14 protein-coding genes are annotated in these 14432 nt (G+C 45.6%); 5 read left to right on the top strand and 9 right to left on the bottom strand.

The features are described from left to right. Positions 1–14: 14 nt before the first annotated feature. Together BN8899_RS10135 and BN8899_RS10140 are read right to left on the bottom strand one after the other, a co-directional pair. Positions 15–776, bottom strand: a complete 762-nt coding sequence (locus BN8899_RS10135; protein WP_018337645.1) for a UDP-2,3-diacylglucosamine diphosphatase — start codon at positions 774–776, stop codon at positions 15–17. A gap of 23 nt (positions 777–799) precedes the next feature. Beyond that, positions 800–1960: a TlpA disulfide reductase family protein gene (locus BN8899_RS10140; RefSeq protein ID WP_018337644.1), complete on the bottom strand. Its 1161-nt coding sequence runs from the start codon at positions 1958–1960 to the stop codon at positions 800–802. A gap of 171 nt (positions 1961–2131) precedes the next feature. Between BN8899_RS10140 and BN8899_RS10145 the strand changes: the two genes are divergently transcribed. The 3 genes from BN8899_RS10145 (at position 2132) to BN8899_RS10155 (ending at position 5494) form a co-directional block, all read left to right on the top strand. Beyond that, positions 2132–2557 carry a hypothetical protein gene (locus BN8899_RS10145; protein WP_018337643.1) on the top strand — a complete coding sequence of 142 codons (426 nt, stop codon included), beginning with the start codon at positions 2132–2134 and terminating at the stop codon, positions 2555–2557. Between the two features lie 119 nt (positions 2558–2676). Then, positions 2677–4962 carry a TonB-dependent receptor gene (locus BN8899_RS10150; protein WP_065219292.1) on the top strand — a complete coding sequence of 762 codons (2286 nt, stop codon included), beginning with the start codon at positions 2677–2679 and terminating at the stop codon, positions 4960–4962. Positions 4963–5008: 46 nt separating this feature from the next. Next, positions 5009–5494 (top strand): heavy-metal-associated domain-containing protein, encoded by a 486-nt coding sequence (locus tag BN8899_RS10155; protein WP_051082714.1) that lies wholly within the window; start codon positions 5009–5011, stop codon positions 5492–5494. A 39-nt stretch (positions 5495–5533) separates the two neighbouring features. Here the strand turns inward: BN8899_RS10155 and BN8899_RS10160 are convergent, their stop codons facing one another. The 7 genes from BN8899_RS10160 to BN8899_RS10190 form a co-directional block, all read right to left on the bottom strand. Then, entirely contained in the window at positions 5534–6616 is a 1083-nt protein-coding gene (locus BN8899_RS10160; RefSeq protein ID WP_065219293.1) for a phosphotransferase enzyme family protein, read from the bottom strand. 40 nt (positions 6617–6656) lie between these two features. Beyond that, a complete protein-coding gene (locus tag BN8899_RS10165) occupies positions 6657–7559 on the bottom strand; it encodes a sugar phosphate nucleotidyltransferase (RefSeq protein WP_065219294.1) in 903 nt (300 codons plus the stop codon). Between the two features lie 109 nt (positions 7560–7668). Beyond that, positions 7669–9018 carry a DNA recombination protein RmuC gene (gene rmuC, locus BN8899_RS10170; RefSeq protein WP_082986986.1) on the bottom strand — a complete coding sequence of 450 codons (1350 nt, stop codon included), beginning with the start codon at positions 9016–9018 and terminating at the stop codon, positions 7669–7671. A gap of 40 nt (positions 9019–9058) precedes the next feature. After that, complete coding sequence (locus BN8899_RS10175) at positions 9059–9622, bottom strand: lipocalin family protein (protein ID WP_065219295.1); 564 nt, start codon at positions 9620–9622, stop codon at positions 9059–9061. Positions 9623–9741: 119 nt separating this feature from the next. After that, the gene (gene rlmN, locus BN8899_RS10180) at positions 9742–10776 is read right to left on the bottom strand and encodes a dual-specificity RNA methyltransferase RlmN (RefSeq protein ID WP_065219296.1); all 1035 of its coding nucleotides are present in this window, start codon (positions 10774–10776) and stop codon (positions 9742–9744) included. Positions 10777–10881: 105 nt separating this feature from the next. Further along, entirely contained in the window at positions 10882–11337 is a 456-nt protein-coding gene (locus BN8899_RS10185; RefSeq protein ID WP_082986987.1) for a DUF1016 N-terminal domain-containing protein, read from the bottom strand. A 79-nt stretch (positions 11338–11416) separates the two neighbouring features. Further along, complete coding sequence (locus tag BN8899_RS10190; RefSeq protein WP_018337634.1) at positions 11417–11950, bottom strand: RNA polymerase sigma-70 factor; 534 nt, start codon at positions 11948–11950, stop codon at positions 11417–11419. Positions 11951–12071: 121 nt separating this feature from the next. Between BN8899_RS10190 and BN8899_RS10195 the strand changes: the two genes are divergently transcribed. Continuing rightward, positions 12072–13016, top strand: coding sequence for an Rpn family recombination-promoting nuclease/putative transposase (locus BN8899_RS10195; RefSeq protein ID WP_065219297.1), 945 nt, complete (start codon positions 12072–12074; stop codon positions 13014–13016). A gap of 158 nt (positions 13017–13174) precedes the next feature. Then, positions 13175–14404 (top strand): FecR family protein, encoded by a 1230-nt coding sequence (locus BN8899_RS10200; RefSeq protein ID WP_065219298.1) that lies wholly within the window; start codon positions 13175–13177, stop codon positions 14402–14404. Positions 14405–14432: the final 28 nt, after the last annotated feature.

Below are 14432 nucleotides of genomic sequence, written 5' to 3' on the forward strand. Positions count from 1 at the left end.
ACAAAGGAAGAAGGTTATTTTTTATCCTCGAGTTTTTCCAGCGATACTTTGTTGCCGTCGAATTTGGCGTAGGTGAAATGCGTGATCCAGTCCCCCGTGTTGATATAATGGCTGGATACTTCTAGTTGGAGGTCGATCGGGAGATGCCGGTGCCCGAAGATGAAATAGTCAAAATGCCGTTCTTGTAATACCTTTTTGCAATACAGTACGATTTCTTCCCTGTCATCCCCGAGGTATTCGGAGGCTTCGATCTTCCCGTTGCCTTTCAGCCGGGAATGGGAAGACCATCTGTTTGCCAGCGCAATTCCCCAATCGGGATGGATGAACCGGAAGCATTTTTGTAGAAAACGGTTGTGGAATACTCTGCTTAGGAAAAGGTAGCCTTTGTCTTTGGGGTTAAGCCCGTCGCCGTGCCCGATGAGAAAGGATTTTCCGTTTATACCGGTTTCATACATCTTCGTGTGCAGAATTACCCCACATTCTTTTTCTAGGTAATCGAAAGCCCAAATGTCATGGTTGCCGGTGAAAAAATGCACTTTTATCCCGTGGTCGGTAAAGTTGGCGAGTTCTGCCAAAAAACGCACGTGTCCTTTGGGTACCACATGCTTGTATTCAAACCAAAAATCGAACATATCACCGAGCAGGTAGAGTTCCGAGCAGTCGGGTTTGATCTTTTGCAGAAAGTCTACAAGCATCAACTCCCTTTCCCGGTTGTTCTTTAATAGTTTAGCCCCTAAATGTGCGTCAGAGAGGAAATAAACGTTCTTGCCCTGCATGATGATATGTCCGTTCTATTTTATTATTTCTTCAATAAAGTGTTCAATCGATCTTCCAAACGATCGCCATACAAGTTTTTGCCGACAATCTCTTTCTTTTGGTTGATGATGAAGTTTGCGGGAATGTCTTTCACGTTCCAGGTTGCGGCAGCCCTGCTCTGCAAACCTCCTTCATCCCATACGCAAATCCAGTCGATCTTGTTTTGTTTTATCACTTCTTCCCACAATAGCCGGTTCTTGTCCAGGCAGACCATATAGATTTCCACGCCTTGTTTTTTGAACTTGTCATAGATGGCTTTCATCTCTTTGATGTATACCTGGCTTTCCTTTGCGGTGATTAACCCGAAGTCTAACACGACCAGTTTGTTTTTCAGAGAAAGCAACGATACCTCTTTGCCTTCCACGTTCGGAAGCTTGATGTCCGGTAGTGATCCTTCCGTGTTGTTAATCATGTTAACCAGGTGCTGGTTTTGGATCGCTTGTGATATTTTTTTCAGGTGGTTCATGATCGCTTTCGTGTATTGCGATTCCGGGTAAAGGGCGGTGAGTGAAGATGCAACTACTTTGTAGTAATGCAAATCCTCGATCTCGTCCATGATGCCGATATTCCCGTCGATCTTCTGATACAGGGCGTAATATGATGCCGGAGAGGTGGCGTGTTTGATGATAAAGTCCCGGGTGAAGTTGATCTGTTTGTTGATGGCTTCTTCCCATGCCTTGGCATATTCTTCCCGTTGCTTGTCGTAAGCGGGTTCTTGCGGGAGAGCCTGGTAGGACTTTCTTAGAGAATCGGTTAACGTGAGCGTGCGGTCGAGTTGGAAATTTAATAACTTGATCCATAATGAATTTTCTGACCCGTCTACCCAGTAATTATTTTTTATATCGTTGTACGTTCCACTCACTTCGATCTTTTCGTCCGGGCTGGCGATGATGGTAACCTGCTCGTTGTTCGCGAATTTAAGTGTATAAAAAGTCGGCAGATCAACATTAATCCCGAATGAGAATTCTCCATTCTTGTTAATTTTTGTTGAGTCAATAACTTTCCGGGAACTCACGTCGATTTGTTCCAGATATACTTTCGTCTTGCCCGCATCTTTGATGGATCCGGTAATCTCGACATTGGTGTCTTTACCACAAGCAACGATAAGAACTACAAATAGTCCAAGTAATAGTATTTTTCTCATAGTTTGTTGGAATGATATAAATAATCTACATCTAAATATTAGATTCGAAAGTAATACTTTTTTTCGATTTTTTACATCAATAGAGGAAGAATTTGAATAAAAAAACCGTTAATTAATTGTTAATGTGCTGTTTTAGAGTGTTCGAATTCAAATAAAGTTTTATTTTTGCAAATGATGAAACAGCGAAAAATAAATATTCCTGCCCTTTTGTTATTGTTCACGTTCCTGTTCGGGACCATAGGGGTGAATGTAAGTAAGGTTTACTGCCATCGTTGCCAGGAAACTTACTCGCACGTGATGTTTATTCCTGCTGACGTCTTGTGCCCTTGTATGCACGGGTGTTCTTGTTGTCAGGCGTGTCACCATATGCACAAGAAAAATTGTGATAACGCGAAGCAGCAGCATACCTATTATAAAGTTTACGGGGACTGGGCGGCGTCTTATTCAGAGATACAGTTTAACGATATGGTACTGGCGGTGGATGTAACTCCTGTTTTTGCCGGTGATATCGAATCTATTGTCAAATCTTTTTATCTTTTCTCTTCGTGCACGGATAATTCTCCACCCTTGGAGGTGCTGTGTACATTTCGTTGTTGATTTAATTTCTGTTTGATGAAAAGGTATCCCTGCGGGTTCTTTTCGGCGGGTCATGCGTGTTTGCTTGACCGGAGTGTGTGACGAGTGAATAGAAATTTAAATAGAGCGAAAGTAATTGTATGAGAAATCTTTTTATTGTGATCTGTTTGTTTGCCTCCATCGGGTTGCAGGCACAAACGATTAAAGGTCGGGTGCTGGAAGAAACCGCCGACGGCGAGGAACCGCTTGCCGGGGCGAACGTGTATTGGGTGGGGACGACCAAAGGTGCGGTAACAGACGAAAATGGAGAGTTTAAACTGAAGTGGGAGAAGGTGGGGAAGCTGGTAGTCAGTTTTATCGGTTATCGAGCAGATACCATTCTGGTGAAGCCGACGGATAAGTATGTTACCTGTACGTTGAAGTCTGGGGCGCAGTTGGAGGAGGTAAACGTGGAAGCCCGGAAACAAAGTACGGTGATGTCTACGAATCGACCGTTGATTGAGCAATTAATCACGGGAGAGGAATTGTGTAAGGCTGCTTGTTGTAACTTGGGCGAGAGTTTTGAAACCAATGCTTCCGTGGATGTTTCTTATGCGGATGCGGTGACTGGGGCTAAGCAGATACAGTTGCTCGGGTTGACGGGAAAGTATGTGCAGATGATGACGGAGAATATGCCTAATTTCAGGGGGCTGTCTTCGTTGTACGGGTTGACTTATATTCCCGGTCCGTGGATGTCGGCGATTTCCGTGTCGAAAGGTACCGGTTCGGTCATCAATGGTTACGAGTCGATGGCAGGGCAGATCAGCGTGGACTATAAGAAGCCCCGGGATGAGGAGTTGCTGTCGGCAAACGTGTTTACCAGTAGCGAGGGGATGTACGAGTTTAACTCGAATTTCAGTATCCGGTTCAATGACAAGTGGAGCACGATGTTTCTCTTGCACGGCGACTGGATGGAAGAACCGCACGACGGGAACAAAGACGGCTTTCTGGATATGCCCGAGAAAACACAGTACAATGTGATGAACCGCTGGGCGTACAAGGATGATTCCTGGTACTTGCAATTCGGTGGTAAATTTATTGACGAGGAACGTACCGGGGGACAGACTGCTCACGGGGGACACGCGACACCCGATCCGGCTTACGGGCTTTACAAGATCGGTATTGATACACGTCGTTACGAGGGTTTCTTGAAGGTGGGTTATTTGATGCCACAATACGAGAACACCAGTATGGCTTTGCTGTTGAATTACACGGACCACACGCAGGACTCCTATTACGGGCGGAAAATATATAATGCCGGACAGAAGAGTTTCTTTGCGAACTATATATACCAGTCCATATTCGGGAATAATCCGGGACAGATGTACTCGGCGGGTATTAGTTTCAATTACGATAAGTATGACGAGGACTTCCGGGATCAGTTGGTCGGGGATGACGGGCTCACGGGCGTGGATGTCAGTTTCAAACGTGAAGAACGTGTTCCGGGTGCATTTTTCCAGTACACGGGAGAGTTCCTGGATCAACGGTTTATCGTGATGGCAGGCTTGCGTTATGACTACCACAATATTTTCGGTAGTATCTGGACTCCCCGGGCTCATATCATGTATAAACCGGATGAGTTCACGAATATAAAAGCCACTTTCGGGCGGGGATTGCGCACGGCGAATATTCTTGCGGAGAATAGTTATTTGTTGGCTTCCGCCGCTAATTTTTACGTGGAAGGCAAGTTACTGGCTGCTCATCCTGATTTGCTGGACGAGTTGAAGATGGAAGATTCATGGAATTTCGGGGCGAACGTGAACCGGAAGTTCACTTTGTTCGGGCGTACGTTGAATATTAATCTCGATTATTATCACACAAAGTTTAACGATCAGGTTGTGGTGGATAACGAGACGGCATTCGATCGGGTGAATTTCTATAACCTGGAAGGGAAGTCGTATTCCAATTGCTACCAGGCAGAGGTGAAGTACGAGTTAATCCCTCGTTTGGAAGCTACGGTGGCATACCGCTATAACGACGTGAAAACGACGATAAATGGGGAGTTGAAACGTACTCCGTTTACTAGCCGTTACAAGGGGATGGTGAACCTGTCGTATTTCACGAACCTGAAGAAATGGCAATTCGATTTCACCACGCAGTTCAACGGTTCCGGTCGTTTGCCCGAGCAGGGAGGTATTGCGCGGGAGTACAAGATTGCACCTCGCTTCGATTCTTTCCAAATCATGAATGCACAGGTGACGAAATATTTCCGTTTGTGGAGTGTTTACGCGGGATGTGAAAATATAGGGGATTTCACGCAAAAGAATCCGATCGTGAATGCTCACGATCCTTGGAGCAACACGTTTGATTCGTCTAAAGTATGGGGACCCCTTCACGGACGTAAATTCTATATCGGTTTGCGTTTTGCGTTGGATAGGAAGGGATAGGTAGAGTTTGAAATTTAAAGTTTAGAATAAATTAATAATTGAAGATATGAAAACAATGAAGATTTTATTTACGCTGGTAGTGTTCGTTATGATGGGTTTAACCGTGAATGCGCAAGCAAAGAAAGACACGACGGTTATTATGAAGTTGGGTATCCATTGTCCCTCTTGCAAAGCGAAGTTGGACAAAAATATGCCTTTCGAGAAGGGGATTAAGGATTATAAATTGAACATGAAGGATTCCACGGTGTTGATTACTTACCGTATGGATAAAAATTCTTTACCGGAATTGAAAGCAGCTATCGAGAAGCATGACGTGAAGGTTTTGGGAATGTGCGACAAGAACGGGAAGATGATTAAATGTGACAAGGGGCAAAAGAAGTGCTGCGGGGAAGGGGTGAAAGAAGAATGTAAAAGTGATTGCAGCCAATGTGAGGGGGACAAAAAGGATCACAAGTGCGAAGGGAAATGCGGGGATAGTTGCTGTTCCAAAACCGGGAATAAAGACGAGTGTTGCAAGAATAAAAAGAAATAGATAGCAATTAAAAAGGGGAGTCTTCAAAACTCCCCTTTTTTATTGTTCTAGGATGAATTGATTCATCTTGTCAAATTGTTTTTCCATGTCTTGCAATAGGTGGACTTGTACTTTTGCCCGTTGCAAGTTGTGCTCCGGGTAGGTGACCGGGTAATAGTGGTCGCCGTCAAGATAATCCGTGAGGAATCGTACCGCTTGCAGGTAGGTCATCAAGGTACAGCCTCGTGCCAGCGTCCTTTTCTCTTTCAAGGTAAAGAGATGTTTCGCTTTTTCCATGAAGCCGGCAGTGAATGCCTCGAAGTATGCTATGTTGAACGATACCTCGTTCAGGTTACGGGTTTCTTCTCCTGCCGTGTTGCACGCGGAACGGATGGCATCCCCGAAATCGTAATGCACGATGCCCGGCATCACGGTGTCCAGGTCGATCACGCACAAGGGATGATCGTTATGGTCGAACAACAAGTTGTTTGCTTTCGTGTCGTTATGAGTCACCCGAAGCGGGAGAACTCCGTCATCCTTTAATTGCTGCAGTTCGAGCATTTCCTTGTCGAATTTCTTCAAGTACTCCAAAAGTTCCTTGCCTGCCTCGATTCTTTCCGGGTTGGCTTTTGCCAGGGCTTCCTTTAATTCCCGTTGACGCCGGGGTACGTTATGGAACAAAGGAATTGTTTCAGTCAGCAATCTGGCGTCAAAGTCTGAAATACGGTTCTCGAATTCACCGAACCCGATACCTACCTGATAAGCAATCTGAGAGTCGGGTATTACGTCATAGCTTTTCGATCCCTTGATAAACAAGGAGAGCGTCCAGTAATTGCCGTCATAATCCTTGTGGTATGCTTTTCCCTTGTCCGAGTAGAAATACGTGATGTATTTGCGGGTGATATCGCTTACCTTTTGGCGGATGAGGCGATTGCGGATGTGTCCGCACACTAGTTCCTTGTTTTGCACCAGCTTCGGTATATCCTTGAAGATATTGCCGTTAATCTTTTGGAGGATGTACTCGACGTCTTCGTCTACCTTGACCAGGTAAGTGTCGTTGATATGCCCGGAGCCGTAAGGCGTGGCAGACACGAACTGACCGCTGGCCACGAATGTGTCGTAGATCTTCTTTAGTTTCTCCATGGCGTTGTTTTTTTGTTGTTTTCCCGTTTTGTTTCCGTCTTTATTGTCCCATGTCCGTGTACAGCCCCTCCCCGTCGAATTTTTGCAGGGCATTGTTCACGAGCTCCGCGTCTTCCTTGTAGGTAACCCCGAACCATTGGGCGGAGGTGTTCAATACCTTTACTTTCACGGCTTGTTGTTTAATCAGCTCGTCTACCACGAACGGGATATATATCTCTGCTTTCGGGTTGTTGCTATTGGCTCGATAGAAATCGACGAACTGTTTCTCGATTTCTCCGAAAAGCATGGGCGTGAATCCCCAGAAGTTCATGGAAACCACATCGTCCTCGTGGAGGGTGACGCCGGAGTTCATGTCCTTGATTGCGGAACCTTCCCGTCCGATTTTGGTACGCTCCGTGATGCTGGTCAGGAAATTGTCCTTGTCCACGGTGCATATTCCACGGGATACCGTACCGTTTTCCGACAGGGTTGCTGCCAGGCGGTAACCGGCAAGGCTGAAACATCTCTCGTCCGGGTTGTTTGCCACGAAATCATGCATTTTCACGAAAGCGTCCCGACCGTAGAAGTCGTCAGCATTGATGGCGATGAATGGCTCGTTGATACTGTCTTTTGCCGACCAGATGGCGTGAGCCGTCCCCCACGGTTTTTCCCGCTCGATGGGAGGCATATTGCCGGGCAAACGATCCATTTCCTGGAAACAGTACACCGTTTCCACCAGGCTCTCCGCGTATTTTCCCACGGCTTCCTTGAATTCTCGCTCGAAACTGCGGCGGATGATGAACACGATTTTGTCGAATCCGGCGTGCACGGCATCGTAGATGGAATAGTGTAATAATGTTTTTTTGTGTGGACCTAGCAGTGCAAGTTGTTTCAGGCTACCGAACCGGGAACCCATTCCCGCTGCCATGATGAGCAGGGTGGTTTTGTTTTTCTTTGTTTCCATGGTGTTTATATCTTATCCTTTTGTTTTCTGTCTTTCGTACAAAACTAATAAAACTTTACCATAGAATCCGGGTTTATGGTAAAGTTTTTACATACAATACCCCGTGAAGTTATACCTGCGGTGGAGATGGAGGAGTGATTGCTTCCTCGTCCTCTTCCGTGGCAGGGGTCAGAAGTTGGGACTCATTTTGAGGCAAGGCTTCCACCGACCGGAGGTGGCGTTGTATGGCACGGGTGCGTTTGCCCATGACTTCCTCGAGTTGGTTGTTGGCTTTCTGGAGGTTCTGTTGGGCTTTTTCGAGCATCCCGCCGAATTTATCAAATTCGGTTTTTACGGCACCCAGGATACGCCATACTTCGCTGCTTCGCTTTTGAATGGCAAGCGTGCGGAATCCCATTTGCAGGCTGTTGAGGATAGCGGCAAGGGTGGTCGGTCCCGTGACGATGACATGGTAATCCTGTTGCAATTGTTCCAGCAGGGAGGAACGGCGGATGACTTCCCCGTAAATGCTTTCAAAGGGAAGGAACATGATGCCAAAATCCGTGGTGTGGGGTGGGTCGAGGTATTTGTCCCGGATGTCTTTCGCCATGCCCCGGATGGTTTGTTCGATATTGCGGGAGGCGATTTCGATGCGCTTTGGATCACCGCTCTCGTGGGCTTCCAGCAATTGCTCGTAGATATCTTTCGGGAATTTGGCGTCTATGGGGAGGTACACGGAATTTTCGCCTTCGTCTTTTCCTGGTAGCTTGATGGCGAACTCAACCAGTTTGTCCGAACCTCTTTTTGTCTTGACGTTCGTGTCATATTGTTCCGGGGCAAGGAGTTGTTCCAGGAGCATCGAGAGTTGTACTTCCCCGATCGTACCTCGGATTTTTACGTTGCTGAGCACTCGTTTCAGTCCTCCCACGTCCTGGGCGAGGGTTTGCATCTCGCCTAATCCCTTTTGCACGTTTTCGAGTTGCTTGCTCACGAGTTCGAATGATTGCCCGATACGTTCGTGGAGCGTCTTTTGCAGTTTCTCGTCGACGGTAGCCCTCATCTCTTCCAGGCGTTTCTCCGTGTTTTGCAGGAGTTCCTGTTGGCGGGTACTCAGTTCCCCGAGTTTCTCTCGTTGCAGGCGGTTGGAAGCGTCCATGCTTTCGGAGAAATTCTTTTGAAAGGCTTCAATGGCTGCGTGGGTTTGTGTCGTGATATTTTTCAAGGCTTCCCGGTGTTCCGTGCGGAAATTATTTAGCGATGCGGCAAGTTCTTCCCTGTCTTGCCGGGAGCGCTTCTCGTCGGCATCCCGGTTATAGCGAAATTCTTCCCGGAAGGCTTTCTCCTGTCGGGAGATACTTTGTTCAAGGGAAGTGAATGCTTCCCGGGAGTCCGTGGTTTTCCGGGCTCGGAGGAGTAGCACGAGTAATATGATGTTGAGGATTACGAGTAATCCCCCGGTGATGTACATGAATAATTCCATATTTCTGAACCTTTAGTGGTTCAAAAATATGGAAAATAACTCAGAGTTTGGTGTACTCTTTCTGAATTTGTTTTTGCCCGTGCGGGACGAAAATCAAGGCTGTCGTGTCGTAGCCCCGTCTTTTTGCCCGGTGTATAAGGTCTTGTAATTTTTTAGGCGGCAATGCCGGGGTACGGCTCACGATCCAGAGGTGGTCGCGTTCGGAACTGCCGATCAAGGCGGCACTATAATCTTTCTCGACCTCCAGAATGTGGTAGTCCGTGTTAAAGATCATGAAGAAAGTGACTCTTAAAATTCCGGGTTGGGTGGTATCCGGGATGTGTACTTTTCCGATAATCTCTTTTTTCTCACCCGAGAGGCTATCCCGGTAGCCACACCCGATGACTTTGATGTTGCCATTGGGTTTGATGACGTAATTGGTGGTAACCCCGACCAATCCCCGCTCGAAAGGATGGTCGAAACGTGCGATTTCATACCACAGGCCGGCGTACTTTTTCAAGTCGAGAGAGTCGGTCGCCCGGTTGTTTACTACACTGTCGGATTGCGCTGTTGCTGATATGATATTGCATCCGACGAGCAATATCGTTACTAGTAATGCTTTCATAGTACGAGTTGACAGTAAGGTGTTTAGTAGCTCGTAATACGTGAAGCTAGGGCTTGAAGTTAGTTTATAAGCTTTATAAAGTTCATAAAGTTTACAAAGTATTCTTTAGGTTTTACTGCTTATTTGTTTTTGTTCGCCAATTGTCCGCAGGCGGCGTCAATATCTTTTCCTTTACTGCGTCGCACGTTAACCACGATATTTTTGCTCTCGAGGAACCGGACAAATTGATCCCTGTTCGCGTCGGGGCTGTGGCGATAGGGGGCGTTGTCAACCTCGTTGTACTCGATAATGTTGATTTTTACGGGGAATTGCCGACAGAATAAAGCCAAAACTTTGGCGTCGTCAAGGCTATCATTTACACCTTTGAGTAGTAAATATTCAAAAGTCGGGCGGATCCCCGTTTTGCCGACGAAATATTTGATCGCTTCTGCCAGTTCCGGTAACGGGTATGCCCTGTTGATGGGCATCAGTTTATCACGGGTAGCGTTTATCGCGGAGTGTAGCGAGATGGCGAGATTGAATCGGACTCCGTCGTCAGCAAGGCGTCGGATGCCTTCCGTGATGCCGGAAGTGGATAACGTGAGGCGTGAGGGCGACATCCCCAAACCGTCATTCCCGGTGATACGTTCGATAGCCTGTATCACGTTGTTGTAATTCAATAGCGGTTCTCCCATACCCATGAATACGATATTGGAAAGCGGGGTGCCTCGTTCTTCCGCCAGACGCTTGACGGCAACCACTTGGTCGAATATTTCTTCAGGCAGGAGATTGCGGGTAAAACCTAATCCCCCCGTGGCGCAGAAACTACATTTTAATTTACATCCTACTTGTGAGGACACGCAAGCGGTAGCCTTATCCCGGCTGGGAATCAGAACTGCCTCAATCAGGTTGCCGTCCGGCAAGGTAAACCCTAGCTTGGTCGTTCCGTCGCTGCTTTCTTGTTTGTGGGTAATCGTCCCTGTTTGTAAGATAAAAAGTGAAGCTAGCCGTTCCCGGGTTTCCTTCGATAAATTCGTCATGTCGTCGAAACAGGTAACTCCTTTTTGCCAAAGCCATTGCCATATTTGCTTTGCCCGGAATGCCTTCTCCCCGTTTTGTACCAGAATTTCCGCTAGTTCTTTTTGCGTGTATGCCCGTATATTTGTCTTTTCCATGTTTATTTTCCTTATGATATTCTTTGTTGGGATGATGACTAATCCTTTCCCATATTTTCAATTTCCTCTGCTTGTTGCTGCAATTGGAAAATTTCTTTTTGTCGTTCAATTTCGATTCTTAGTTCTTCTTCTGAAGGCAGATAAGTTGATGGCTTCTTTCATATACCAATTTCTAGCATTGATGTCAGTTACGCTAACTAATCGTCTACAATGAGACCATGTCAATTTTCCACACACTGTGTGGAAAATCTCCGGAGAGAACTCTATATAGAACTGCCGACAGTAATACAACAAGCTTTTTGAGAATCCTTTACCAAATTCATGAGTGAGTTCCTTGGATAACAATTTCAAAAGATAAATTCCATAATTGGCTCGTTCCTTGCCTTCTTGTTCTTGTTCCACAATGCGTTTGCCTATATTCCAATAAGTTTCCAACATTGCGGAATTAATAGCCGTGTAAGTCTTGTATCTGCCTTGTTGTACGATTTGTTTTATATCTTCAACAAATTGTGCTTCTAAAGAATTTTCGTAATGACTATGTTTGTTTGATATTTTGTTCATTTTAGTCAATCTCTTCACATTTGTATATGCTAAACTAGTAAAATAATAGCAATAAAAGAATTTTCTAGCGAATTTTATTTTAAAACTCAATCCACACGTCATTCTCGGAGAAATATTCCCTTAATTTATGAATCGCCCGGCTTTTCAATACTTTGACGGTATTCACGGCAATACCCAGTTCTGCTGCGATTTCTTTCGTGCTGTTTCCGGCGAGGGAAAGGTCTACGATGCGTTTGCATTGCGGGGGCAACGTGTCGATAGCTTCGAGTAACAATAAGTTCGCTTCCTGCTCGATAATCGTGTCCCACAAGGAATCTTCCCGTTCGTTGATAAACTCTACCTTCTCGTAACGTTTTTTTTCGCGGGAAATTCCCCGGAGGTAATTTAGGGATTCATTGCGTGCCATGATGAACAGGTAATTTTCGACAGACTCCATTTTTTCATATTGCTTCCTGTTCTCCCAAAATTTGATAATAACCTCTTGGGCTATGTCTTCTGCAACTTCCGAATCACCGGTCAATTTAAAAGCGATTGCGCATAAAGATGCGAAGTGCTCCCGGATAAAATTTCCCAGATCAAAATGATAGCCCGTGCCCTTTTTGTTATTACGCATACCTGAATCTTTTCACTTATTCGACAATATTGGAAGAATAAGTTGATGGCAAATATAGGTATTTCTCCATGATTTTTTAGAAAAAATTCGTATCTTTGTGGATATAGAATAGATCAATGCTATGAATTACAAGGATAAATACATCCGTTTTGATTGGGCTATCAAGCGATTGTTGCGGAATAAAGCTAACTTTGGAGTACTGGAAGGTTTGCTTACAGTGCTGCTAGGGAAGAATATTCATATCTTGGATATTCTGGAGAGTGAAGGAAACCAGCAGAACGAGAATGATAAGTTCAACCGAGTGGATATCAAAGCTCGTAATGACGAGGATGAGATTATTATTGTCGAGGTGCAGATTACAAGAGAATTGTATTTCCTTGAACGTATTCTTTACGGGGTGGCAAAGGCAATAACGGAACATATCGAGTTGGGGCATATTTATTCGGAAGTGAAAAAAATATACTCGATTAGTATTCTTTATTTTGATATTGGCAAAGGAAGCGACTACTTGTATCACGGGCAGAATTCTTTCGTGGGAGTTCACACGGGAGATTTTCTCCAGGTGACGATGAAAGAGAAAGATGCATTGGTTCCACGGCTTCCTGCAGAGATTTTCCCGGAGTATTTCCTTATACGTGTGAACGAGTTTGATAAGGTAGCGGTAACCCCGCTTGAAGAGTGGATAGATTACCTTAAAAATGGTCATATTCGTCCGGATACCCAGGCTCCAGGGTTACAGGAAGCTCGCCAGAAGTTGATCTATTATAGTATGGATGCAACGGAGCGTGCGGCTTATGATCGTCATGTGGATGCAATAATGATTCAGAATGATGTGTTAAGCACTGCCAAGTTAGAAGGATTGACAGAGGGGCGTTTAGAGGGGCGTCTCGAGGGGCGTGAGGAAGGTCGTTTAGAAGGTTTGGAAGAGGGTCGCGAGGAAGGTCGCCTAGAGGGGCGTATGGAAGAAAAAAGACAAATTGTTTATAACATGAAATCATTAGGTTTGTCATTAGATGTTATAGTTCAGGCAACAGGTCTTTCTCCTGAAGAAATCGAGCAATTATAAAAAAGAAATTCAATTTATTCAAGAGGCTGTCAATTAGTATATTGGCAGCCTATTTTTTCGTGTGGGAGGCAAGGAAATACGAAAATTTTCAAGAAAATTATCTTCTCGTGTAATACCAAACGGTAATTAGTGGTGTCTTTAGGAAAAATAATAAAATAATGAAAGAATTTCAGAGTCATCAAATCGCACGAATTATCTTACGCGTAAGATACGGCATCGCTACCGGGGAGGAGAAGCGATTGTTTGAAGTCTGGATAAAGGGGGGTAAAGGGCGGCAGGCGCTTTATGACAGGATTATTGCCGACGAGAGTCTGAAAGAACATTTGGATTTAAAATCGGGATACGATCGTCAAACGGATTACGGGAAATTGCAGTCCGATATATTACGCTCGTTGACGAAGCGGAACAGGCAAAAACGGGTAAAACATTATTTCTTGTGGTGCGGTAGCGCCGCGGCTGTTTTAATCTTGGCGAGTATGCTCCTTTTCAAGTACATGAAGGATGCCCCTGTAGAAATGTACCCCAAAAAACTGGAGATTGCCAAGACCTTGCCTGCCTCGGCGACGGTACAGGATAAAGTGGTTTTGGTCTTAGCTGACGGGGAAAAAGTGGGTATGACTAAAATAGAACAGGATAGTTTGCGTGTAGGGACGGCAGTGGTCATGGGACGGGAGGACAAGCTCGTTTACGCTTCCGACCGGGAACGGGCAGATTCGCTCGTCCCCGATAAGCAGGAGATAAATAAGGTCATCACGACAACCGGGGGCTTCTACTCTTTGGTCCTGAGCGACGGAACCCGGGTTTGGCTTAATTCCGAGAGTGAATTGGAATTCCCGGTTCTTTTCGGCAGGGACGAGAGGGTGGTAAAGCTGGAAGGCGAAGCTTTCTTCGAGGTGACACCGGATGCCGTACGTCCTTTTATCGTGCAAACGAGCGGGGTGCGCACGCGAGTGTTGGGAACTTCTTTTAATATCAAGGCTTACACGAACGAGTCCGACGTGACTACCACGCTCTTCACTGGAAAGGTCGATGTGGCGTCATTGGCGGATACCACGGACAAGGTGATACTTTCTCCCGGGAGGCAGGTGGATTGGAATCAGCAAACCGGAAAATTAAGCGTGTCGGAGGCGAATCTGGATAACGTTATCGCGTGGAAAGAAGGAATGTTCGTGTTTAACAAAGAAAATATAGAAGTCGTAACCCGTCAGATCGAGCGTTGGTATGGCGTGAAATTTATATATGAAGCCGAAGGAAAGAGGGATTACACTTTCAATGGTTATTTTAGCAAGGACGAAACGCTGAAGTCTATTCTGGATGCGTTTACCTTCACTGGAGGACCTGAATTTAAGATTGAGGGAAATGTTGTTTATGTAAGGGATAAATTATAATTAAAAAACAAAATGGAGCAACTTCGCG

It is taken from the genome of Butyricimonas sp. Marseille-P2440 (genome assembly GCF_900091675.1).
GTDB lineage: Bacteria > Bacteroidota > Bacteroidia > Bacteroidales > Marinifilaceae > Butyricimonas > Butyricimonas synergistica.